This is a genomic window from Costertonia aggregata, from assembly GCF_013402795.1.
Classification (GTDB): domain Bacteria; phylum Bacteroidota; class Bacteroidia; order Flavobacteriales; family Flavobacteriaceae; genus Costertonia; species Costertonia aggregata.
The window spans coordinates 2,233,179-2,256,811 of record NZ_CP058595.1 but is presented as its reverse complement, the minus strand read 5'-3'; the positions used below and the strand labels follow the sequence as shown (position 1 = coordinate 2,256,811).

16 protein-coding genes are annotated in these 23,633 nt (G+C 40.2%); 10 read left to right on the top strand and 6 right to left on the bottom strand.

Annotation, left to right across the window (positions count from 1 at the left end; translation table 11 throughout):
- Position 1 precedes the first annotated feature (1 nt).
- On the top strand, positions 2-1,348 hold the full coding sequence (locus HYG79_RS10365) for a vanadium-dependent haloperoxidase (RefSeq protein ID WP_394367021.1): 1,347 nt from the start codon (positions 2-4) through the stop codon (positions 1,346-1,348).
- A 4-nt stretch (positions 1,349-1,352) separates the two neighbouring features.
- Positions 1,353-2,252, top strand: a complete 900-nt coding sequence (locus HYG79_RS10360) for a GyrI-like domain-containing protein (protein ID WP_179242020.1) — start codon at positions 1,353-1,355, stop codon at positions 2,250-2,252.
- Here the strand turns inward: HYG79_RS10360 and HYG79_RS10355 are convergent.
- Complete coding sequence (locus tag HYG79_RS10355) at positions 2,235-5,948, bottom strand: metallophosphoesterase (protein ID WP_228027856.1); 3,714 nt, start codon at positions 5,946-5,948, stop codon at positions 2,235-2,237. The genes HYG79_RS10360 and HYG79_RS10355 overlap by 18 nt on opposite strands.
- Positions 5,949-6,105: 157 nt before the next feature.
- Between HYG79_RS10355 and HYG79_RS10350 the strand changes: the two genes are divergently transcribed.
- The gene (locus HYG79_RS10350; RefSeq protein ID WP_179242018.1) at positions 6,106-7,323 is read left to right on the top strand and encodes a Pycsar system effector family protein; all 1,218 of its coding nucleotides are present in this window, start codon (positions 6,106-6,108) and stop codon (positions 7,321-7,323) included.
- Here the strand turns inward: HYG79_RS10350 and HYG79_RS10345 are convergent.
- Positions 7,312-9,693 carry a GAF domain-containing protein gene (locus HYG79_RS10345; protein WP_179242017.1) on the bottom strand — a complete coding sequence of 794 codons (2,382 nt, stop codon included), beginning with the start codon at positions 9,691-9,693 and terminating at the stop codon, positions 7,312-7,314. The two genes, HYG79_RS10350 and HYG79_RS10345, sit on opposite strands and share 12 nt — an antisense overlap.
- A 114-nt stretch (positions 9,694-9,807) precedes the next feature.
- Here HYG79_RS10345 and HYG79_RS10340 point away from each other — a divergent pair, with 114 nt between their 5' ends.
- On the top strand, positions 9,808-10,710 hold the full coding sequence (locus tag HYG79_RS10340; RefSeq protein ID WP_179242016.1) for a metallophosphoesterase family protein: 903 nt from the start codon (positions 9,808-9,810) through the stop codon (positions 10,708-10,710).
- Positions 10,711-10,714: 4 nt separating this feature from the next.
- Here the strand turns inward: HYG79_RS10340 and HYG79_RS10335 are convergent, their stop codons facing one another.
- Complete coding sequence (locus HYG79_RS10335; protein WP_179242015.1) at positions 10,715-11,146, bottom strand: PepSY-like domain-containing protein; 432 nt, start codon at positions 11,144-11,146, stop codon at positions 10,715-10,717.
- A gap of 63 nt (positions 11,147-11,209) precedes the next feature.
- Complete coding sequence (locus HYG79_RS10330; RefSeq protein ID WP_179242014.1) at positions 11,210-11,362, bottom strand: YqaE/Pmp3 family membrane protein; 153 nt, start codon at positions 11,360-11,362, stop codon at positions 11,210-11,212.
- 363 nt (positions 11,363-11,725) lie between these two features.
- Here HYG79_RS10330 and HYG79_RS10325 point away from each other — a divergent pair, with 363 nt between their 5' ends.
- The 4 genes from HYG79_RS10325 to HYG79_RS10310 all read left to right on the top strand — a co-directional run bounded on the left by HYG79_RS10325 (position 11,726) and on the right by HYG79_RS10310 (position 15,718).
- A complete protein-coding gene (locus HYG79_RS10325; protein ID WP_179242013.1) occupies positions 11,726-13,042 on the top strand; it encodes a gluconate:H+ symporter in 1,317 nt (438 codons plus the stop codon).
- Positions 13,043-13,128: 86 nt separating this feature from the next.
- Positions 13,129-13,593 carry a RidA family protein gene (locus tag HYG79_RS10320; protein ID WP_179242012.1) on the top strand — a complete coding sequence of 155 codons (465 nt, stop codon included), beginning with the start codon at positions 13,129-13,131 and terminating at the stop codon, positions 13,591-13,593.
- A 9-nt stretch (positions 13,594-13,602) separates the two neighbouring features.
- A complete protein-coding gene (locus HYG79_RS10315; RefSeq protein WP_179242011.1) occupies positions 13,603-14,715 on the top strand; it encodes a D-TA family PLP-dependent enzyme in 1,113 nt (370 codons plus the stop codon).
- A 355-nt stretch (positions 14,716-15,070) separates the two neighbouring features.
- A complete protein-coding gene (locus HYG79_RS10310) occupies positions 15,071-15,718 on the top strand; it encodes a hypothetical protein (protein ID WP_179242010.1) in 648 nt (215 codons plus the stop codon).
- A 5-nt stretch (positions 15,719-15,723) separates the two neighbouring features.
- Here HYG79_RS10310 and HYG79_RS10305 read toward each other — a convergent pair whose 3' ends face one another.
- Entirely contained in the window at positions 15,724-16,212 is a 489-nt protein-coding gene (locus HYG79_RS10305) for a hypothetical protein (protein ID WP_179242009.1), read from the bottom strand.
- A gap of 47 nt (positions 16,213-16,259) precedes the next feature.
- Entirely contained in the window at positions 16,260-18,446 is a 2,187-nt protein-coding gene (locus HYG79_RS10300; protein ID WP_179242008.1) for an acylase, read from the bottom strand.
- A 138-nt stretch (positions 18,447-18,584) separates the two neighbouring features.
- Between HYG79_RS10300 and HYG79_RS10295 the strand changes: the two genes are divergently transcribed.
- Together HYG79_RS10295 and HYG79_RS10290 are read left to right on the top strand one after the other, a co-directional pair.
- On the top strand, positions 18,585-21,314 hold the full coding sequence (locus HYG79_RS10295) for a G8 domain-containing protein (RefSeq protein ID WP_179242007.1): 2,730 nt from the start codon (positions 18,585-18,587) through the stop codon (positions 21,312-21,314).
- Between the two features lie 6 nt (positions 21,315-21,320).
- Entirely contained in the window at positions 21,321-23,606 is a 2,286-nt protein-coding gene (locus HYG79_RS10290; RefSeq protein ID WP_179242006.1) for a G8 domain-containing protein, read from the top strand.
- Positions 23,607-23,633 lie beyond the last annotated feature (27 nt).

Below are 23,633 nucleotides of genomic sequence, written 5' to 3'. Positions count from 1 at the left end.
AATGAAAATAGTGCTTTTGGGTGTTCTTTTTATGGCCTTTGTTTCCTGTAATGAAAAATCGGGATCAATAGCCGTGACAGACCAGGACTTGCATAATGCTGTCGATGCGGTTACGAATATTATGATACACGATATATTCTCACCGCCCGTTGCAAGCCGTATTTTTGCGTATCCCAATATAGCTGCATACGAAATCGTAGCATTACATAACAGTGATTACGTTTCCTTGGCAGGGCAAGTAAACGGTTTGGAACCAATACCCGAACCTAGCCCCAAGGATTCCATAAATTATCAATTGGCTGCATTGATCGCACATATGGATCTGAGCAAAAAATTGATTTTTTCAGAGGAAAAAATGGACGTCTTGAGAGATAGTTTGTACACTACTTGGCAAAACCAAAATACTTCTGTTTTTGAATCCTCTAAGACCTACGGTTTACAAGTGGCCGAACATGTAGCAGCCTGGATGAACAAGGATAACTATGCCCAAACCCGTACCATGCCCAAATTTACCGTTGATAGTGATAACCCTGAAAGATGGCAACCCACCCCACCGGCATATATGGATGGTATAGAACCGCACTGGAGTAAAATACGTCCTTTTGTCATTGACTCCTCGGAACAATTCAAACCCGTTCCCCCTCCTCCATTTTCAATGGAGGAAGACTCCGATTTTTATAAAGAATTGAAAGAGGTTTACGACATAAGCAATGAGATTACGGCAAAAGGTGATGATTCCGAAGAAATAAAAATAGCCCAATTTTGGGATTGCAATCCCTATGTCTCGGTAACACGGGGGCATCTTATGTTTGCTACAAAAAAGATAACACCAGGAGCGCATTGGATCGGTATCGCCAAAATTGCCAGTAAAAAAACCAATGCCGATTTCGACAAAACTTTGTACGCCTACACAAAAACATCCATCGCCATTGCAGATGCCTTCATTAGCTGTTGGGACGAAAAATACAGAAGCAACCTTATTAGGCCCGAAACCCTTATAAACGAGCATATTGACGATAGTTGGAAACCAGTACTGCAAACACCGCCCTTTCCTGAATATACAAGTGGCCATAGTGTTGTCTCAGGTGCTGCTGCCATAGCCCTAACGGATATTTTTGGCGACAATTTTTCGTTTGATGATGATACCGAAGTACCTTATGGTTTACCCATCAGGTCGTTTTCTTCTTTTAACGCTGCTGCTGATGAGGCAGCCATAAGCCGTATGTATGGTGGCATACATTATAGGGCCGCGGTCGAAGTAGGTGTTGAACAAGGTAGAAAACTGGGTAAGTTTGTCATGAAAAAACTAAATATGACCCATTCGGATACTCCCGTAGTCTCAAATTAATGGAATGAAGAAAAAAATAGCACTCCTATTCGGGTTTATTATTTTGGCCGGTAGTATTTGGTATCTTTTTATCAAACCCTTTGATTATTTAGTAACTTTTAAAGTGAAAGCTTTACCGGGAACCATAAATCAGACGATAAAAACTTGGGCCGTATCATCGGATAATATCACGACCGTACAACAAAAAGATATTCATACGATATCGCAACGAATCAAATTTGGGGACTCGATTCATCATTATGATTTTGAAATCGTTCAATTAAACGATACTGTTTCCAAAATAAAAGTTTTCATTAAGGATAAAGAGAATAGTTTTCAGAATAAGCTTACCATTCCGTTTGCCGACACACCATTTGAAGAAAACTGCATCAAGACCGTGAAAGACCTATCCCGCACCATAATTGACCATTTAGGTGATTTCAAGGTTACGGTGGTAGGCGAGGAAAATATTGCCCCTAAGTTTTGTGCATACGTTCCTTTAAAGGGTACGCAACTCCAAAAAGCCTCTGGCATGATGAAGAACTACTCCTTGTTGAGTGGTTACCTAGCGGGTAAAAATATTGAATTAGATGGTAATCCCCTAGTGGAAATTACAAAATGGGACGTCGCCACGGACAGTATTTACTACAACTTTTGCTTTCCTGTCATTAAACCCGATACTATCCCGCAAAATTCTATCATACAGTTCAAAGAAATAAAATCTTCCAAAGCAGTAAAGGCCATATATAACGGCAACTACATATCTTCGGATAGGGCATGGTACGCTTTGCAGCAATATGCTAAAAATGAAGGACTAGAAACGGTAGAGAAACCCTTGGAAATATTTTACAACAACCCCGGTCTAAGCAGTAACGAACTGGAATGGAAGGCAGAAATATTCATGCCCTTAAAACCCAAATCCTAAACCAAACGTAAACCGAGGCCCATCCTCACTGTTGAACAATGCCAGGTTTATGGACATAACATCTGCGGCATTAAGGAAAAAACCACCACCATACGAATTGTGCCATTGACCCGAACTTATGTTAGGGAACCAAACCCGACCATAATCAAAGCTTGCGAACATACCCAAAGAAGTAGGTAAAATACTGGTTCTCATTTTACGCAGGCTAAATCTAACATCAGTATTTTGATAGTATGCCGTTTTTCCCGTAAAACGTTGGTTCCTGAAACCCCTGAGCCCATCAAAACCGCCGATACTGGCACCTTGAAAAAATTCAAAACCATCACCTATGTTAAAATGGGCTTTCCACTTAGTAGCCAGTACAAGTCTGCCATTGGGCACCAGTTTGTAATCAAACGATAGGCTCGGGATGATGTAGCCAAAGTTTTGCCCCTCTTCATTTATATTGTCTTTATAGCCTACTTGCAACGAAGTAGCCATACCCATGGTCGGGAAAGCTTCGTTGTCCCTGTTCTCATAACTGTATTCCCCGTGTACCCCAACAAAATCATTTTGGGTCTCTTGCCCGTTTTCTTGATAAAATGTATTGATAAACCTGTCTTCGGTCTCCTCTACTTCTATGGATTCATAAGAGGCTCCTATTTTGAATTTAGCGCCCAACTGACCCCTCCACACCAACGATGGGGCCAATTTTATAGTTTGAATCCTGACTCTATTGAAGTCAAAATCCAGCTCGTCGTCCAAATTAACCGTATTGTTCCCAAAACCAAAGAAGTTGATGGCAAAATTAGGGCTGGTGAAACGGCCGTCAAGAGCTAGGTTCCAATTCTCGAAAAGGTTGGCAAATTCTCCATTATAACCCACATCAAATCCGTTAGTAGCAAAATAATACGATGCGTTAAATGTATGTTGCTGGGTAAAAGGATTTTGTCTAAAACCGTTATAAGTATAGGTGTTTGAAAAACCGATTTTAACTCCGTCATCAGGGTTAAAGCCAATTGTTGGTATAGTTTGGTTGGTACTGCTCCTAATATTTAAGGGTTGGTACGTATTTACCGTATAATCGTCAATTAATTTCACTTTGGCGCCAGCTGACCGCTTTATTGTGTTCTTTTTACTTTTTTGATCGTAAATCGCTATTCGCTTTCCGTTTTTTACTTCATAAATATCATTGTTTTGTCCTCCTATCAATCTTACTTTGATTCCACCAAAATTTGGCTCATTTTCGACTTCGAATATATCATCGTCGTCTAAGCCATATACCCAGATTTCTTGGGTGACGTTACTGTTGAACACTTTATCAAAAAACAGTTTCTCTTTTTTACCACCTATGTTACGGTATCCTTTTATTTGGATATCATCATTGCTCAATCGTTGAATCTCAAACCAGTCATCCTTATCGGTTCCTGTCACCACGGCATATTTGTTCAATATCCTATAATATTCCCGTGCCGTTTTATCAATATCGTTAATACGCGACAAAAGTATTTTACGAATATTGGAAACTGTTTTGTCCCTTACCTCTTCAGGAAAAGCCAAAAAGGCTTCCCTGATTTTTGCATCGGTCAAATTTTCCTTTAAAAAGGTAGCTTGGGCTATCCAATCCCCCTCGGTAGTTTCTGCCAACAAGGCCATATCTAACACATAGGTCTTGGGTGATGAATTAAACCCCTTGACACTTCTTATCTCCTTGGTAAAACCTTCCATAAGGCGTAGCCCGGGAATTATTCGTGTGGCGATTTTCATTAAGACACCATCGCCCATAATCGAGAAAACCTGGTCGCGATCACGTGGTACGGGCCTGTAAATGGTTTTCTTACGTTCCTTATCCTTAAACTCTGCCCATCGCCATTGATCTACGTGCCTGTCCCAATCGCCAATCGCCATATCAAAAAGTCGTGCCCTTATGTAGAGATCGGTATCTACTTCGTACTTTTCATCGTCCCTAAGGTCTTCTAACATACTATCTGTGCTTTTTAGTTCATCGGAAAAACCAAAACTTTCCAAATCGCCATGACCATCCCCTGCATGTTCTTCTATCATATACAGTTCATTACCAAACACATCATTATAATCCTGTAAAGCCGATTGCTTCGGCACATAGTACAATACCGGATTTGTATGATAAATACCAACAGCATCAGAAAGTTTTCCAATTGTGAATGGCGCATAGGGGTGTGATCCCGTATAAAAATCCTCTAGTAATTCCTGGGTATAGGTTTCCTTTAGGTCGTCCAAAACATATTGATCTTGAAAAGCCATGGACTGTAAATACAGTTCCGCGCTTTTACGCAATGCACGCATTACATATTCCTTCCCCTTTTTGTCACGCAATCTCAAAGATTTGGATTGATGCCCCCCACCTTTTTTTACAGGTATCAATCCTCCAAAAAGTGTATCTAAACGAACCGTTGGTGCCGTAACCTTCGTTGCATAATATTTGCGATAGCGCTCTCCCCAAATGGCCTTGAAAAAACCGCTTTTATCAATTTCTTCTTCGGTATAGACCGATGCTTCAACAGTGGCGGGAAAATCATTGTCGTATTTTTGGGCAAACGGTTTACGATTTGGCGGCAAAACATCCGTAGTGAACAAAAAATCCTCTTTTTCGTCTTTACCTACCCCATAAAATCTCACTTTGGAAGAGCCATCGGTATAGACTTCCAAGGTAGCGTACCCCATTTTTCCTGTGGAAAACTTAGATCCGTTCAATAATCGGGTCGCTCCCTTTTTTGCTCCGGAACCGCTCACAATCTGTGGTGTATTGTTTTCCAAGATATATTGAAGCGTATGTTCGTGGCCCGAAGTGAAAATTACCTTTTCGGAAAACTGTGCCAATGTAGTTACTTTGTTACGTAAATCCCTATATCTTTTATTTTGCAAGTCTTCAATTGAAGCTCCTGAGGTTCTCCTCAAAACGTTGATAAAAGTGCCAAGAACCGGTACCGGAATAGCCATTTTCTTGGGATAAAACTGTTTTTTGAATGAAAATTGACCGCCATGGGGGCCATAACTTGTCATTGGGTGGTGCATGGCAATAACCGTGGTACGTTGCCTATTGTCCTTGATTACGTCTTCTAGTTCCAATAAAAACTTTTGCCTACTTTTAATATCACACTTATCGTTAATATCCGGTCTTTTGTCCCAATTGGTAAGGTACCATTCCGTATCCAAAGCAACTATGACCACATCCTCATTTACATCAATGACCTTTATGGGGCAACCGTCCTCAGGGAAAAAGACCTCTTTGCTGCCCAACTTTTCTTGAATGTACTTTTGCTCTCTTTTCAGACCTACCAATCCCTCGGTATACCAGTCATGGTTCCCTGGGATAAAGAGTGGCTTGCCCTTAAAATTTTGGAGGGTGCTCAGCTGCGCGTCTAAGTGGTTCTTTGCTTCCCGGTATGCTATTGTAGAGTCTTTAGGGTCTGGCAAACCTGCCGGATAGATATTGTCGCCCAAAAAAATGGCAGTGCTATTCTCGTCGGCCAAATCCAATCGGTCTTTGAATATCTTTAAAGCGGGGTTCATTCCTCCTATAGGCGAAAGCCCTGCATCGCCAATAAGATAAAATGTATGTGATATTTTTTTGGATGTGGGCACATCTGTTGCATGGGAAACATCTTGGTATTTATCCTTGTAAGTGGCGCATCCAAAAAGTGAAAGTATCAATACGATTGATATATATTTCTTCATATACTGGGTCATTTCTTTAAAATAGCTCTTTGTGATTCTTTTTTTGGGTTTCGACTATTATTTTTAATCGGTCATAAATAGTCCATCATCATTTCGTGTGATATATGGATTTCTTCAAATTAAAATTTTGTACTTTGGAAATCAATATTAGTTATACATGTCAGACCTCATAAAAAAAACCGAACAGTTTGCCACCGATTTGCTTAACAATCAATTAGATACCAATTTTTTATACCACAACTTTAGGCATACACAAAGAGTGGTCGAAAGTACTAAAGAGCTATTGGATTTTTATGACTTAAAAGATAAAGAAAATAACGCACTTGTTATAGCTGCTTGGTTGCACGATACGGGATATACCAAAGGCTTTGAAAACCACGAAGAAAAAAGTTGTGACATAACCAGGGAGTTCCTGGGCGGCCATAACACAAATGCCGAACTCATCAAAACCGTTTGTGCCTTGATCATGGCCACGAAGCGCCATCACCTGCCACAAAACCAATTGGAGGAAATTATACGTGACGCCGATTCCTCGCACTTGGGACAAAAAAGCTATTTGGAAACGACCGAGCTGCTCAGGGAAGAACTGAGCAAACTGGGCATTAAGGAATATACGACCAAACAATGGCGCAATGCCAACGTAGAAATGTTCAGAACCGAACATAGGTTTTACACTAAGTATGCTCAAGAAAATTGGCAACCGCTGAAGGATAAAAACCTTAGAAAACTAATAAAGGATAAAAAATCTGAAAAAGAAATTGCAAAAAAAGAGGAATTAAAGGCCAAGTATAAAAGTGAAAGCCCCGACCGTGGAATACAGACCTTGTTCAGGGTTACTTTAAAAAACCACATTACCCTGAGTGACATTGCAGACACCAAAGCGAATATCCTATTATCGGTAAATGCCATTATAATTTCTTTAGCTTTATCCAACTTAATCCCAAAATTGGACAACCCCTCTAATGACTACCTTATATATCCTACGGTAATATTTATTGTTTTTAGTATTATATCAATGGTGTTGGCCGTTTTGGCGACAAGACCTAACGTGACCAGCGGGGAGTTCACCAAAGAGGACGTAAACGAAAAAAAGGTAAACCTTTTGTTTTTTGGCAATTTTCATAAAATGAAATTGGAGGACTATGAATGGGCCATTCAGGAGTTGGTAAAAGATAAAGACTATATTTATTCCTCTCTCACTAAAGATCTTTATTTTTTGGGCCTTGTATTGAATCGTAAATATAAGATCCTAAGGTGGACCTATACTATTTTTATGATAGGTATGGTGGTCTCGGTAATTGCGTTTGCTATTGCATTCAAGTATTACGGCCCGGAGAGGCTACTTGAATCTGTTGCCATGTTATCAGCTTTTTAGCTCCTGCATCAAATCATCATAAGTATAAGTGGTTTCCGATGAATCATCTTTGGTTTTATACAGGATATCAGCACGAATGGCTTTAAGTCCGGAAACGCCTTGTAAACCTTCCAACTCCACGATTTCGACTTTACCGGCAAAGTATCCTTTTGATTTAAGGAAACGTATATAGCGTAAGTACTCTAATTCGTCGCTTTTTTGGGAATACACGATGACCATTTTACCTGCTTGGGTAAGCCGTTCGTTTGTTCCCTTCACATATGATTTGTCAATGCGTTTTTTTATGATCTCGTAACGGGCATTGTAAGTGCCATCTACATCAAAGCGTTTTTCGTCCATACGAAAACGTATCGAAAGTGATGTGTTGTACACCAATATCAATGAAGCTACATCCAAGGGGACCGGTAGCTCTGGCTTTAGGTTATAATGTACATTTTCCATTTCGCACATGACCTGTAATTGCCATAAGCGCAAATTATTCAGGTAAATACCATCGTAGTTCTTGTCACTTGTTATAGACTCCCCTATGTACATGTTATGTTCCACACCATCGGTTTTGTATCGCTCAAAATAATGGGGATACATGGCTTGGGCTTCTTCTTGCTTTTTATCAATGACCGATGCCAATTTCTTGTTGATGAGCATTACACTTTCATCATAATTTCTACGATGGTCGTAGTAGGAATCGGTTCCCATATCTATGGATGCCTGATAGGATACGATAAGTTTGTTCAGCTCCGCATCCGTTTTTTTGAGATGGTCGAATACGGGATTAATCTCATCCATAACAAAATTGAAAATAGCCTGTTCGCTATTGGTATGCAATGTTTCTTTGATACCGTCAACATGGTTATCTACACGAAACATCAGTTCCTCATAAATGGGAAGCTTGTTTTTTTCCCAGGCCCGTACCAAAACTTTATTGATTTCCGAAAGTTGAATCATCAAATCTCTTTGAATAGCTATATTTCTAGCCTGCGAGGAGTTTTTAATATCAATTTGACCGTACAGTGGGTTTACATCTTTGAAGACTATTTCCCTAAAAGCGGGCTGGCCACCTTCCAAATCGTCCTTGATAAACCGTTTAGCCTCTTCCTGAAAGCGCCAGTATACCGAATCGTGAACCGATGTGCATTCATGTTGAATTATAGCATCTATCAAGTTTTCCTCCTCGGTCTTAGATCGTAAGACCGCAGAAACGATATAAGGCATTACATCAATCAATTTATTGGCATTTACGCTATTAAGCGCGTTCTTTTTATTCGATACCAGTTCCAACACGCCCAATAAATTACCATTGGTGGCAATTGGGGCAAAAATGGCACTCTTTATACCTTGTTGATGTAAATTTTTATAGGGTTGTGCCTCTTTTTGGGACATTTCAAAATATTTGTCCACATCGGATATGGCAAAATAATCCTTTTTTTCGAGCAAATTTTTGTATGAACCTTGGCAAAGGGCCTTGTCACAGGACTCAGTGTCCTTATCATGTAAAATAAAACTCTGTATTCCCTTGCCATATACCCTTTCAAAACTATTTTCCTTTGGGTTATAGGTAACAAAACCTGCCCGGATATCGGATAGATTAAAAAAGGACTTAAACGTATCTTGCAAGTCTTCCATAAAATTATCGCTCGCTCTTTTGTCACTGGCGATAAGACTTGATTTTATTTCAGATATGGAATGTTCTGCGGTAACATCAAACATATTGGAAATCACGAACCCTTTGGAAATAAAGCTATTTGGTGGTATTTTTTCTTTCCATAGCTCCAGATTGTCAAAATTTTCCAATAGCTCGTTCACATCTTCTTGGGTCAAATCCTTCTTTTTATCCGTAGGAAGTATCTCAATAAAATCGGCGTTGTACAATATTCGGTAGTGACGCATTACACCATTGGCATCCGGAATATCGTAAAACAAAGGTCGCTTGAAGTCTAGGTTAAAACCGTAATAAAAATTCAATATCACGGTACAAGCGACTATGTACAATTGCTGCTCTGGCATATTGCGCATCTCTGGAATGAAATCATCACCACCGGCATCCCGCAATATTTTTTTGAACCTTTTTGATGAATTGAAGATAACATCGTCAAAAGGCACAGAGGCCGCTTTTATCTCATTGTCCGTAAGGACTTCAGAAAATGTGTCCTGTAATATGATTCGGATGGGTTCCTCATATTTTTGCAATAAAGATATATCCGAAAAACCATCCCTAAGTTCGGGGTAGGGCTCTTGGGCTTTTAGAATTCTCTTGGCCTTTTTGGCAAGGTATTCATCCTTGCCTTTGGCCATGGTCTCGTACCGTTCCAACAATTTACTGAAACTTATGAGCTGTACCAAAGGGGATTCTATGTCTTTATTGTTCTGCATATATGTATTTAGACGTATAAAAGCGGACAAAGTTACAAAAACTAACTACAGCAATTTGTTAAAGTAAACGCCCAAAAACCGGGGCTTTTTTAAGATATTTAACAAAAAAACAAGATGTCGTCCAGTTTTAGGTTGTCCAGAGCGTATAAAAATGCTAAAATCATACCATTTGACGATACTTCTAAGTTTGTACTTTTTAGCGATTGCCACAGAGGGGACAATAGTTTTGCCGATGAATTTGCCAATAATAGGAACATTTATTTTCATGCCCTTAAACACTACTATTTAGAGGGTTTTCAGTACTGTGAGCTAGGTGACGGTGACGAGTTGTGGGAGAATATTCATTTTGAATCCATTTTCGAGGCCCATAAAAATGTTTTCAAACTTTTGCGACAATATCATTTGGAAAATAGGCTTCATATGATATGGGGCAATCACGACATGGTCTACAAAGACAAAGGTTACGTAAAAAAACACCTCTCCAGTTATTTTGAACCTATTGATGCAGAGGACAAAGCCCTTTTTGAGGGCATAACCTACCATGAAGCCATAGTACTCAAACATAAAGATACCCAACAAGAGTTGTTTTTGGCCCACGGCCACCAAGCAGATTGGTGGAATTATACCTTTTGGCGGTGGGGAAGGTTTTTGGTACGTGTTTTATGGAAACCCTTGCAGGTTTGGGGTATTGCGGACCCTACGAGTCCCGCTAAAAACTACACGGAACTGATAAAAGTTGAACGCCGAATCAAAAAATGGATTTTAAAGAACGATTTAAAAATAACGATTGCTGGCCATACACATAGGCCCCGGTTTCCAGAACCTGGGGATATTCCCTTTTTTAATGATGGCAGTTGCGTACACCCGAGAAGTATAACCGGCATCGAAATTGAAAACGGGAAAATATCATTGATCAAGTGGCAAATTGCCACAACGGAAGACGGTACGTTGCGCGTTGTAAGAATTTTATTGGAAGGCCCACAAAAATTGGTAGATTATATTAGGGCAAAAGAATAGATGCTCAATTGATTATCTCACCTTTTATAGTAAATTCAATATCTTGTTTCTTACCATCTTTCTTAAGTTCTACATCATAGAATATGCCTTTGGAATGATGGTCGACCACCTCAATCTCAACTATTTTGTAATCGTCATAATCTGATTTCAGTTTTTCCCTGATTATCTTTGGCAGCTCCTTTTTTTTAATATTCCGCTCAGTTTCTATCCAATTGCCATTGGGACTAAAATCGGCCCTGTAATGCTCGCCGTTTATTTTAAAATGGGATTCAAAATTATCGTTACGATCCAACCTCCAGTCCGGGTCGTCCTCACCGGGGTATTTTGCCTCAAAAGTTGCTTTTACCGCTTTAGGCACGTCTGATTTTTTTACTCTTTGGCAGCTCAGCATATTCAAAGAAATCAACGCAAACAAAACATTCAGAAAAAATTTCATGTTATACTTTTTTGATAAAACAAATATAGCGTGCCCTACTATGCCCTTTTCATAAAGGGGATGTTAATTATTAACCAAAAAAGCATGGATAACCCCAGGCAGCCATCCTAAAATCGTTAACAAAATACTGATAAGCAATGTTGTACCTACACCGTGTTTTAAAAAAACAGCTAAAGGCGGCAATAAAATATTTAAGATAATGGTCAAGATAGACATCATTTAATTTTTAGTCGTTAATGTAATCGATTAAAAAAGTATGGTTATAAATTATACTTTATGTATTTGTCCCCAAAAGTAAACTATGCTTTATGACTGCCTTAGCTGTATCCAAAATTAGTTTGATTTGATTGATATGACCCGTTGTCTATTTTGAAAGAATATAATGTTGATATACTATTGGTATAATTTTTTATGCTTATCACACTACCAAGATGAAACCAGGAAATTCTCAAATGATAGTTCTGCCAAATTTAAAATACTAATTAAAATGACGGTTGTGCGCTTAAGCTATCTTTGATGTGCTATCCAAAATAAAGCAAACTAAAATTGTATATTTAAGACCTATTTTAAAACCAACCTATGCCCCTTGTCATTGTAGTTGCAGGTATTGTTTTACTTTTTCTGCTGATCGCCAAATTTAAGCTCAATGCATTTATTTCATTTATCATCGTCTCTTTACTTGTAGGGGTCGCCGAGGGGATGGATTTTCTAAAGGTTGTTGATTCAATACAATCCGGCCTTGGAAGCACGTTGGGTGGCCTTATCATGATATTGGGTTTGGGTGCCATGCTAGGAAAATTGGTCGCCGATAGCGGCGCGGCACAGCGTATTACCACAAAGTTGGTCGATAAATTTGGTAAAAAAAATATACAATGGGCTGTGGTTCTGACTGGTTTCATAGTCGGTATTCCCATGTTTTATACAGTTGGTTTCGTAATCTTGATTCCATTGGTGTTTACGGTTGCCGCCACAACGGGACTTCCTCTTATTTACGTAGGTCTGCCCATGTTGGCATCACTTTCGGTAACCCATGGTTACTTGCCCCCGCATCCGGCACCAACGGGAATAGCGGTGATGTTCAAAGCCGATATCGGAAAGACCCTTTTATATGGCATCATAGTTGCCATACCCGCCATTATAGTTGCAGGGCCTTTATTCTCCCGTACCATAAAAAATATTCAGGCTACGCCGTTAAAAGAATTTTTAAATCCCAAGATATTATCGGATGAGGAAATGCCAAGCACATCCGTTAGTATCATTACGGCTTTGCTACCGGTAATCTTGATCGGTATTGCTTCATTGGTCAATATTATATTATCCGAAGATAATCCGATAAAAAAAACAACCTCGATTTTGGGCAATCCGGTCATAGCCATGTTGCTGTCCGTATTGGTCGCCATTTATACATTGGGACTGGCCAGGGGAAGAAAAATGACCGATGTCATGAACTCTGTATCCAACGCTGTATCGGGGATTACGATGGTATTGTTGATTATTGCCGGTGCAGGAGCACTAAAACAGGTATTGATAGATAGTGGCGTAAGCGAATATATCGGAGCGCTACTGCAAGGGTCTTCGGTTTCACCATTGATTTTGGCATGGCTCATTGCTACCGTGATTAGGGCTTGTGTGGGCTCGGCAACAGTTGCCGGGTTAACCGCGGCAGGAATAGCCCTGCCCCTGTTAAGCAGCTCAGGAGTAAGCCCGGAACTTATGGTATTGGCCATAGGCTCGGGAAGTCTTATGCTTTCGCATGTAAACGATAGTGGGTTTTGGCTCTATAAAGAGTATTTTAACCTATCGGTAAAGGACACTTTGAAAACTTGGACGGTCATGGAAACCACGGTCGGAATTATGGGACTTTTGGGTGTATTGGTTTTAAATCAATTTGTATGATGTGTCAAAGCCCATAATAGAGGAGTTGATTGAGTAACAACGATATTCATCCATATAAAACTATAGTAATCGATAAATGCATCAAAATGAAATTGCCTTCAAAAAAAATAGAGGAACTGGGATTGGTTCTACCGCCCGCCCCAGCTCCGGCAGGCCTTTATAAGCCTACATTGGTCGTAGATAATTTTTTATATGTTTCCGGGCAGGGGCCTATGTTAAAAGATGGTTCGTTTTTTACCGGGCGTATTGGTGATGACCTTACACTGGAACAGGGAAAACAAGCGGCACGTCAAGTTGCATTAACCATGTTCGCGACCATTACTGCTCATTTTGGGGATATAGACCGTATAAAACGCTTGGTAAAGACCTTGGGAATGGTCAACTGTACCCCGGATTTCAGCGACCAACCTTTGGTCATCAACGGTTTTAGTGAATTAATGTCCGATGTTTTTGGATCCGATAACGGTGTCGGTGTCCGTAGTGCCGTAGGTATGGTGTTACCCGGTCAAGTGGCCGTTGAAATAGAAGCTATGTTCGAGCTTCACCATTAAAATAAGATTATGGATACATCAAACTGGTATAAAGTTGAAAACGACGAAGCTATAATCTCTCCATCTTTATTGGTATACCCAGAAAGGATAGAAGACAATATCAGGACCATGGTTTCAGTGGCCGGGAGTGTTTCCCGACTGCGCCCCCATATAAAAACGCACAAAACTGCAGAAATCGTTCAAATGCAACAAAGGCACGGTATTCAAAAATTCAAGTGTGCGACCATTGCCGAAGCCGAATTATTGGGACAATGCGGTGCTAGAGACGTTCTGTTGGCAATGCAACCTGTGGGAGCAAATATCGATCGATTTTTTAAGCTGATGGAAAAGTATACCTCATCACACTTCTCTACCTTGGTCGACAACCCAAAGACCTTAGAAAAAATTGCATCGATGGCTTCAAAAAAAGAAGTTTTGGCCAATCTTTACCTCGACATCAACTCAGGTATGAACCGCACCGGATGTATTCCGGACGAAAATGCGGTAGCCCTATATTATTCCATGGAGAAGCATCCCAATATTCATGCTAGGGGTCTACACGCCTACGATGGCCATATCAGGAATAAAGATGTTGATGAACGCACCAAGGCCTGCAATGCTGCTTTCGACAAGGTATATGCCTTAAAAGAAGCTATAAAAAGAAAAGGGATTACCGTACCGGACATTATAGCGGGCGGTTCCCCGTCGTTCCCCGTTCATGCAAAAAGAACGGAGGTAGACACTAGCCCCGGCACTACGTTACTTTGGGATGCTCGTTATGAAGAATTGTTCCCGGATATGTCTTTTCTACATGCAGCCGTTTTATTTACACGTATTATAAGCAAACCAGCAAAAAATATCGTTTGTTTTGACATAGGCCATAAATCCATCGCTCCTGAAATGGGTTTTCCCCGGGTTAAGATACTCGGTTTGGAAAACAGCGAACAAATAGGCCAAAGTGAAGAACACCTAATGGTCAAGGTCACCGATGACAGTCTTTATGAAATCGGGGATAGTTTTTATGCCATACCCATGCATATTTGCCCAACTGTCGCAAAATATGAAGAGCTCGTTACCGTAGCCGATGGTAAAATGACCGGCACCTGGAAAGTAGCGGCACGCAATCAAAAGATAACCATCTAACATGTACATATAATATTACCTTGCATGTTTGGATGACCGGTGCCGATTTGGAATAGTTTTAGGACGGAACAATGTCCGAATGATCTCGATACCATTTCCGATTTACAAAAAATTCCAAACTTGTCGGAAAAAGAGGGTATTCCTCAAAAGATATCAATCAAATAATGCATCAAAACTTTATTGGATATTTAGAAAGAACTTGGAGTTGATTCAAAATCCGGTTTATTTCCATCCCATTATACATTTTATAGTACGGATATTTTCATCGATTTTTAGGGATTTTAACAGCAAATTAAAACCCTATGGCAGGGTATTTGTTATCTTTAATAAAGTGTTACGACTATCAATCCCAAAGATGAGGAACCTAATTTTACCTGTTTGCTTTTTCATGTTATGCTTTATAGGTATAGCACAAGAGGACATTCCTAAAGCCAAGCCGCTCAAGATAGACCGTAAAAACGATTTGGATATCAAAAAAGACCCTAAAGGCACTGCTTTAAAACTTCCATCGGTTTTTGAGATAAAACCAAATACTCCCATCAAAGACCAATTGAACAAAAAGACCATTAATATGCTTGATCAAAAAGAATTGGTACAAGCGGGCCATGGATTAAAAATAGACCCAAAAATTGGACCTTTGGAATCTGGTGGGGAATCGGGCCAGCATTTTGGAAACCAATATCTGGGCGATGTGCGCAGTAACGCTAAATTCATTGGTGTGGTCTGCCGAGACCATGAATATGTTGACGGCGACCGGGTAAAAATTTATATCAATGGAAAAGTGGCCGACCCCAACATCCTTTTGACCGGGGCTTTTAAAGGTGTGAACATTGATTTGGATTCGGGTTTCAACCGTATAGAATTTGAGGCACTCAATGAAGGGTCTTCCTCTCCCAATACGGCACAGATAAACGTTTACGATGACAAGGGTGAACTTATTTATTCCAACAAATGGCTTTTATCACAAGGTTCCAAAGCTTCTTTGATTGTGGTCAAAGACTGATTATGTTATTGTGTCATTGTCGCAATATCATCTGAAAAAAGATTGATGTATTCCTTTTTCAAAGTAGACCTCCCGTTGTTGGGAACTACCAGTGACATCTTGGCCACTCTATATTTTTGATTGATATCGTATGAGAACTCAATGAATTCATCTGAATGCAGTGTGGTCTCCAATTTGTAGCGCATTGTTTTCACCAATCCCTTGTCCACCACCTCAAAAAGCTTCAAAGATTTGATCTCGCCCAATTCATACCGTATCAAATCGGGTACGCCTGAAAATAAAAAATAGCCGCGTACCAACGGCGTTATATAGTCTGAGGTTACAAACTCCTTAAAACCTGCATCTGTGGAGTGTAGCCGTAAGAAATCGTTACGTATCAATTCGCTTTGAGCTACCAAAACGGAATCGAGCTGATTCAAAGGTATTTTAGGGTATTCGCTCGGACCACAGGCAAAAAATAAAGTCGCGGCCAGAAAATATATGAACTTCCTCATTGCGTTTAGATTAAAATATCTCTAACAGCAACGTAATATTCCAAATATTATTTTCGTTGTCCCGGAATGTAGGTTTCTTTCGCCCTTTTTAAAACATCTGATTTATAATACGGCACGTCTTTCCATTGTACATCGGCATACCTTTGAATTTGATCATCAAAATGAGGAGAGTTGGGGTCACCGCTTTGACCACCCGCTAAAATGGTCTTAGCTTTTACCCTTTCACCAAACTCCACAGCAGCTACAAAACTGTTGCCCCGTGTACCGTATATTTTTTTGGTGTCATTATTGTATCGTGCGCCATAGGCGGCCAAAGCGCCCCAACGACCCGATGCAAAACCAATAGCAATGCTTGGTTTAGTATCATCAAAAGGTTGGCGAATATCTCCGTTTAATCTTTGATACCGGTTTACTTCGCCCCAAGGCATCTCCCAAGTACCAAAATCACTGATAAGTTGATTGATTGTTTTTTCAAAGATTCCAAGGTGTTGTCTCGGGTTTTTGCCCCAATGCTGAAATCGCTGCATAGGTGATAAACCTTTGGGATACATCCCTTCTTGATAAAACCGGGTTCCATAAAAATGTGCCAGGGTCATTGCAACAGATTCTTTTGATGTTCTATAGTCCCACTTTTCAAGGACCTTAATAGCTTCCCTAAGTTTGGGGTTTTTGTCATCATATGTATTGTACGCCTTTATCAATCCGGGAATTAAGGCTTCAAAAGCGGGCAAATAGGGGTCGTGCGCCAAATCTATAAGTCCATCTAAGGTAAAATTCTTTTTGTCCTTCAAAAGTCCGATAGCATGAACGCCCCTAAAATTCTCCCGATCAATGGACATGTAATTGGGATAGTCCTCTTTTTTGGGACTAAATTCCGATGCAGCTGTGTAAGGTGTAGAATTGCAATTTTGTATCCACCCATTTTCAGGGTTTAAAATGAGTATGTTCTCGTCTACGGTGTGCAGCCCTTGCCAATCGGTCTTGGGGTCACTGCCATCAACAGGTTCGGAATAATCAAACGCAACATCACGTTTCGGAACAAAATTGCCATGAAAGTAAGCGATATTTCCTTCCGCATCGGCATAGACCGTGTTATTGGAGGAATTGGTTCGGATATCCATCATCTCCCTGAAGCCTTTGTAGCCCTCTTTTTTTGTTCTCACAAACGATTGCTCCAAAGCCTTTATGGGTTCCCACATCATGGCAGAGGCTGTCCATTGCCCATTTTCCATATGGGTTATTGGGCCATGATGGGTTCTGTAGGCAGAAAATGTTTTTTGTTTTATGGAATCACCATCTTTGTACTTTAGAATAATTTCGGAACTTTCCACTGGGCGCAACTCTTCCCCGTACCTATATAAGAGTTTGTCGTTCATCTTTACAATAGTTTCCTTGAACTCATCCATGACATCGGTATAGGTAGAGGTATGCATCCAGCCTGTTTTTTCATTAAATCCCTGATACACAAAAAACTGCCCCCAGGTCACCGCTCCATAAGCATTAAGGCCTTCTTCTGAAACTACATGGACTTCGCCCCGAAAATAAAATGATGTATGCGGGTTGATGAGCAACATGGCGTTGCCCGAACGGGTCAAATCTCCAGAAATAGCGATACCGTTAGAACCTTGGGGCTCTGCCATCTCTTCTTCTTTCTTTATCTTAAATTCCTCGGCTTCGGGAATCTGCATATCGCTCTCATAAAAAGCCTTGATTTTATCGGTACGTATACGCTCTATATCGCCACCTATGGATCCTTCGCTAAAATACATGGGCATCCAAGGTTCAAAATGGGTCAATAACCTTGGTTTGACCTCCGGATGTGTCTTTAGATAGTAGTTGATGCCATCTGCAAAGGCATCGCACAATTTTTTTAACCATTGGGGACTTTTTTCATAATTGGCTTTTGCTTCTTCTTCGGTCATAAAAAGGTTTGCCCGCAAATCACTGTAAATAGCATCTACCCCTTCAACTTCTGCCAAACGGCCCGTGGCCCAAATATAATTTTGTTCCACACGGTTGAAGTCATCTTCGCATTGGGCATATAACAGACCAAAAACAGCATCAGCATCCGTTTGTCCATAAATGTGGGGCACTCCAAAATCATCCCTATGAATGGTGACCCTTTTGGCCTTTTGTTCAAGAGATAATGTGCTGTAATCTACCTCAACAGAAGTTTGAGACTCCGTTCTGCATGAAAGAAAAACCAAAAAAACTGAAAAAACGATATATCTCATCAATAAAAATTTATGTTTTAAAGATAACCTTAAGTTAGATATATCAAAAATTCAACTTTTTTATGTATTTCATCGAAAAAAAGTAGGGTTTTACCCAGGTCTGATTGTTTTCACGTTGTTACCTTAAATGCTACAACCATGATTTCAAAAACCACCTATCTATCAGGATTACCGATAGGATATTATTTTCTTTTTTTCATCATAATTTCCCCATTATCGATTTTTGGTCAAGAGAGTTGGTCAAATCCAAGCACCTGGCCCAATGGCAACGTACCAAGTACCAATGAAAATGTAACTATTCCCGAGGGAAAAACCGTTGTATTGGACACCTCTACCCCAAACCTAGGAAGCTTGACGATTAATGGAAATTTGATTTTTAAAGATATAGACCTTTCTTTATCCGCTAGATGGATCATGGTACACGGATTGTTACAAATTGGAACGGAAGAAATTCCTTTTCAGAGTAACGCTACCATAACGCTGACTGGACCAAAAGAAGATATAAACACCATGGGAGGGCGATTCTTGGCAACCATGATGAGGGGATCTTTGGAGATTCATGGCGCGAGTGCCTCAAAATTGAGTTGGGGGCAATTAGAGGGTAGCCTAAGCCCGGGAGCAACTTCGCTAACACTTGACCAAGAACCGACCGGATGGAAAATTGGGGATAAAATCGCCATCGCACCAAGTGGTTACGACCCCTTTGAAGCCGAAGAAGTGACCATTTCGGGCATCAGGGACAAAACTATTTATTTCAGCCCTGCTTTACAATATATGCATTTCGGGGAGTTGCAAGAGTATGAGGGGAAAATTCTTGACGAGCGGGCCGAGGTGGTGATGCTCTCCCGAAACATTCTGATTCAAGGAGATTCAGACTCAAAAGAAAATCGTTTTGGTGGCCATATCATGGTCATGGTCAATTCAGGACCGGTGCATGTTGAGGGTGTTGAATTTACAAAAATGGGACAGCCGGGCATTGAAGCACGATATAATTTTCATTGGCACTTGGCGGGAGACCGAAATGGCGATTATATCAAAAATTCGAGTATACATCATGGTTTACAGCGAGGTGTAGTAGTTCACCAAACTAACAATGTGTTGGTAGAGAATGTTGTAGCATACGATATACAGAATCATGTGTTTATACCAGCCGAGGATGGCAATGAAATCAATAATACTTTTAAAGACAATGTAGCCCTACTTGTACGTAAACCAGATAAAGGTTTTTTTGCCTTCCCAAGGGATGGCGCTGGAGGAAGCACCCAAGGGGAACAGCGCGTTGCCGGATTTTGGATGCGAAACCCACATAACAATCTCATCGGGAACCATGTAGGTGGCTCAGAACGGGGTACCGGATTTTTCTTTGATGCAAGAGGCCGCGGAAAAGAATTCAAGGACTTTGACCTGCTACCGAGAGAGGTTGTATTTACCGATAATGTAGCACATTCTTGCTCAGTACCTGGTAATCTAGGAAACGAAGGGGTTTCCAATACTGCGCTCTATGGACAGGTCGGGCATGGCCATGGTTTCTTCATGACCAAATTTTTCAATGGTGATTTAATGTGGACCTTTAATAACTTTACTGGTTACAAAAATGCCATGAGCGGCGCATGGACCGAGATTACCAACGTTACTTTGGATAATTTCATTTTGGCCGACAATGCCATAGGGCTGCTATCATCTGAATCTTACGTGCAGAACTCCATCGTAATTGGTAAATCAAAAAATGAGATAGGAGGTAAAAATAGACATTTGAGACATGGAGATAGAAGAGCAGGGTATTATTCCATAGCCCAAGGGGGCAGTAAGGAACCTAAGTTGACCAATGTAACCTTTATCGATATTAATAAAGATGTGGAAGAAGGTAAAGTGGCTGCTGCCATAATTGGACATGGAGGTCACAAGGAAGATAACTTTTTTGAAGGAATCAAGGTAAAGGGCGAAACCTTGCCCCTATGGATGAGTACAAGAGGAAACAAAGGCAAAGACGAAAATTCTTCCATTTTATTGGACAAAGATGGGAGTTTGACGGGTTATGATCGACCTGTTCTTGTTGCACACCCCTATTCCTCATTTGCCAACGACGCTATAGAATATCGAGAGGAATGGCAGGCCTATATTTTAGAGGCCGAAGGTGCCATGCAGTTAAGAATGGCCGATATTGGGTTTGACCTTCCGCAAGAAGTAGCACTGATACGTGACTATGACCAGCACCGTATCCCCAAAATGCAAAGAGCAAAACAACGCTTTTACAATTTTTTTGGTAATCAACGTTATACCATTTTAGGCCAATGGGAAATAGATGATAGAAGAAACCTTTTAGAGCTACGGAGCATATTGGAAAAAGAAGGTGAGTGGGCGATTTTTAAACATCCCTTTCCCTATACCGGAATTGATGTGCTGGATGAAGATGATTTTCCGATTACCAAGGTCAATAGTCTAAAAGAATTGGATAATCAGCAACTCACCTCCTACTATTTTAATGAGGATGAAGGGGCGGTCTATGTCAAAATGGTTACTGATGAAACCGGTCATGCGAAAATAAATCTCATTCCGAAAGGTGAAAAAACCGGAAATAATTACGGTATCCCTGATAACAGCCCAGACCTTTTCTTTAGGGACATCAGTGTATACCCTAACCCCATAAGTGCAGAGTCGGTTTTACAATACACCTTAAACCAAGATGAATTTATATCAGTAGAGCTTTTTGACCTGCTGGGAAGAAAAATAAACCAGTTGGATATTGGAAAAAAAGATTCTGGCAACCATACACTGCCCCTTGACAATATCGTGGTAAATTCAGGCGTTTATGTACTAGCCGTTAAAGTTGAGAACGTCACTGTACCCATCAAGGTTGTTAAGCCCTAAAAGTGTATGAACAACTACTTTACCTATATCTTATTTTTTGTTTTTCTGATTATCAGATTTGAAGCCACACTTGGCCAACAACCGAGGGAGTTGAAAATTGTGGCTGGAGAAACCTATGAACTAACCAAATCACATAAGAACTTCGATAAAATTATAGTGAAGGGACTCCTAAAAGTAGTTGACAAGCGAAATTTACAACTGGTGACCGGCCAAATGATTATCGATGGCGGAACGTTGGAGGTGGGCACCCCGGAAGAACCTTTCCACCACCAGTTTAAACTACTGTTCAAAAACAAGGGTTTTGAACAGCACGGATTAAAAGTGGTCAATCAAGGACGTGTTTATCTCAATGGAAGGGCTCGAAAGAATGATTCACTTCAAAAAACAATTCAACTTACCACTTTCGATAGCACACAAAATGCTATCGTAACTTTCAAAGATGTCAACCAAATACAAATTTCCCAAACCACCTTCAAAGGATTGGGAAATAAATCTAACGCAGCGGTTGCCTGGGAGGGTGCTTCTAAAGAAAGCTACATTCAACATTCCGCTTTTGTCAACTCAAAGAACACTGATATTGAGTTAGACAATACTTCGATTACATTAAAACAAAATCTATTCATTACCAATCACGGGAGCACTATTATATGCTCTAAATCAGGTCTTGGAACCAACAATAAAATTTTAGAAAACACCATATATGCTAGTGGTCTTGATAGTATTTATGCGATCTCAATTCATCATCCTTTTCAACACATACAAAAAAACAGGTTGGTTTTAAGCGGTGCCGTTTCGGGTATTCTGTTCAGGCCGAAAAATCCAAAACAAAAAACATCCCTACAGAAATCCAAATCCACACCGTCTTTTGAAGAAAACACCTTAGAAAGGGTGCGTCATCCTTTAGAAAACCAAGTAACCAATGAAACCATAGGAATTTTGTTCGAAGATTTTGGTAAATCCCTTATTTTTAAAGCAAGAAACAATAGCGTTTCCAATTTTTCAGTGGGGGCCATCGTCACAGGCGGAAACTATGTCTTGGAAAAATGTCACTTTAAAAATAATACCACCGGGGTTTTCGCCGGCACTGGCTACCTGAACGAATGTACATTCCATATGGCTAACAAAGTTAAGGGCACCACAGCAATAATCGCTTCAAATAGATTTGGGAATGCCGCACCTAAGATAACCGACGTCAACATCTTAAATTATGATACTGGAATACAGTATGACGGAGTTATTGGAGCATCAAACTACATCAAAGCCACATCCTTTGTGAACACGGTTCCCGTTTCGTTTAAAAACCTATCCGCTGAGAGTGTTATTTTGGATGCTGATGGTTCTTTGTCCTTAAAAGGCAATCCCAACAAAGACATTTCAAAGAATAGTATAGACCATGCGCACCATAATATTTCACAGGCGCATCACACTATGGTAAAAACAGATAAAACAAAACGTACCTTGATTTACCCGAAAACGGCACTTTTGGTTTCGGAAGCAAGCCAGCAATTCAATTCACTGGATGGGGTGTATTGTTCCGATGAAGGTTTATCCGGAGTTTTAGCTATCTCAACAGGGTTCGGCCTATCTGACCCCGTTCACGAGCATGACGGTAATTTTATAGACTTAGAGGTTCATCACTTGACATCGGGAAATTCAAAAAAAATACAAAAACAGACCAATCGTCAAGAACTATTGCTGTCGGCCAATTCGGTTTATAAAGTGATGTACAAAAATAAAGGAAACCCACTTTATGACATCAGTCTTGAATGGGATGGCCCTATTGGCACATGGATCATGGTACAATTGCCCTACCCTCATGAAAAGCCAGTGGCCATGCGTTCTTTCGGAAGCCTCATACAGCCTAGCAAAAGCATCAATGAGGTCAAGAATTCTCCAAAAACCACCTACTTTGTTGACAGGAATAAAAAAATGGCATTTATAAAACTGTTCAATTCAGACTTTGCCGATGAACTGGTGCTTTATAGTAGTAGAGTCAAAACAGAAATTGAAATTGAAGGCCAAAAAATTCCTATTGAATTGGTAACCCATCTGGGGAAAAATCAACTATCGATATCATTTAAGACTCCAAAAAACACCTTTTCCCAACTTGATGTGTTGGATTACTACGGAAATATTGTCAACACCCTTTTCAAGGGCACCAGCATTGATAACATCACTAAAAGTACCATTGACCTGAACCAATATGATATTGAAAAAGAGATGTTTCGCTACTCGCTTACAGTAGATGGGAAAAATCATAAAGGTCCTATTCATACCTATAATTCAAACTGAGTCTCTTACCCCTAATTTAAAGAGAAT

Excerpts from the sequence above, each read along its gene's own strand:
- HYG79_RS10365 (WP_394367021.1), top strand. The coding sequence starts at position 2 with ATGAAAATAGTGCTTTTGGGTGTTCTTTTTATGGCCTTTGTTTCCTGT.
- HYG79_RS10360 (WP_179242020.1), top strand. The coding sequence starts at position 1,353 with ATGAAGAAAAAAATAGCACTCCTATTCGGGTTTATTATTTTGGCCGGT.
- HYG79_RS10355 (WP_228027856.1), bottom strand. The coding sequence starts at position 5,948 with ATGAAGAAATATATATCAATCGTATTGATACTTTCACTTTTTGGATGC.
- HYG79_RS10350 (WP_179242018.1), top strand. The coding sequence starts at position 6,106 with ATGTCAGACCTCATAAAAAAAACCGAACAGTTTGCCACCGATTTGCTT.
- HYG79_RS10345 (WP_179242017.1), bottom strand. The coding sequence starts at position 9,693 with ATGCAGAACAATAAAGACATAGAATCCCCTTTGGTACAGCTCATAAGT.
- HYG79_RS10340 (WP_179242016.1), top strand. The coding sequence starts at position 9,808 with ATGTCGTCCAGTTTTAGGTTGTCCAGAGCGTATAAAAATGCTAAAATC.
- HYG79_RS10335 (WP_179242015.1), bottom strand. The coding sequence starts at position 11,146 with ATGAAATTTTTTCTGAATGTTTTGTTTGCGTTGATTTCTTTGAATATG.
- HYG79_RS10330 (WP_179242014.1), bottom strand. The coding sequence starts at position 11,362 with ATGTCTATCTTGACCATTATCTTAAATATTTTATTGCCGCCTTTAGCT.
- HYG79_RS10325 (WP_179242013.1), top strand. The coding sequence starts at position 11,726 with ATGCCCCTTGTCATTGTAGTTGCAGGTATTGTTTTACTTTTTCTGCTG.
- HYG79_RS10320 (WP_179242012.1), top strand. The coding sequence starts at position 13,129 with ATGAAATTGCCTTCAAAAAAAATAGAGGAACTGGGATTGGTTCTACCG.
- HYG79_RS10315 (WP_179242011.1), top strand. The coding sequence starts at position 13,603 with ATGGATACATCAAACTGGTATAAAGTTGAAAACGACGAAGCTATAATC.
- HYG79_RS10310 (WP_179242010.1), top strand. The coding sequence starts at position 15,071 with ATGAGGAACCTAATTTTACCTGTTTGCTTTTTCATGTTATGCTTTATA.
- HYG79_RS10305 (WP_179242009.1), bottom strand. The coding sequence starts at position 16,212 with ATGAGGAAGTTCATATATTTTCTGGCCGCGACTTTATTTTTTGCCTGT.
- HYG79_RS10300 (WP_179242008.1), bottom strand. The coding sequence starts at position 18,446 with ATGAGATATATCGTTTTTTCAGTTTTTTTGGTTTTTCTTTCATGCAGA.
- HYG79_RS10295 (WP_179242007.1), top strand. The coding sequence starts at position 18,585 with ATGATTTCAAAAACCACCTATCTATCAGGATTACCGATAGGATATTAT.
- HYG79_RS10290 (WP_179242006.1), top strand. The coding sequence starts at position 21,321 with ATGAACAACTACTTTACCTATATCTTATTTTTTGTTTTTCTGATTATC.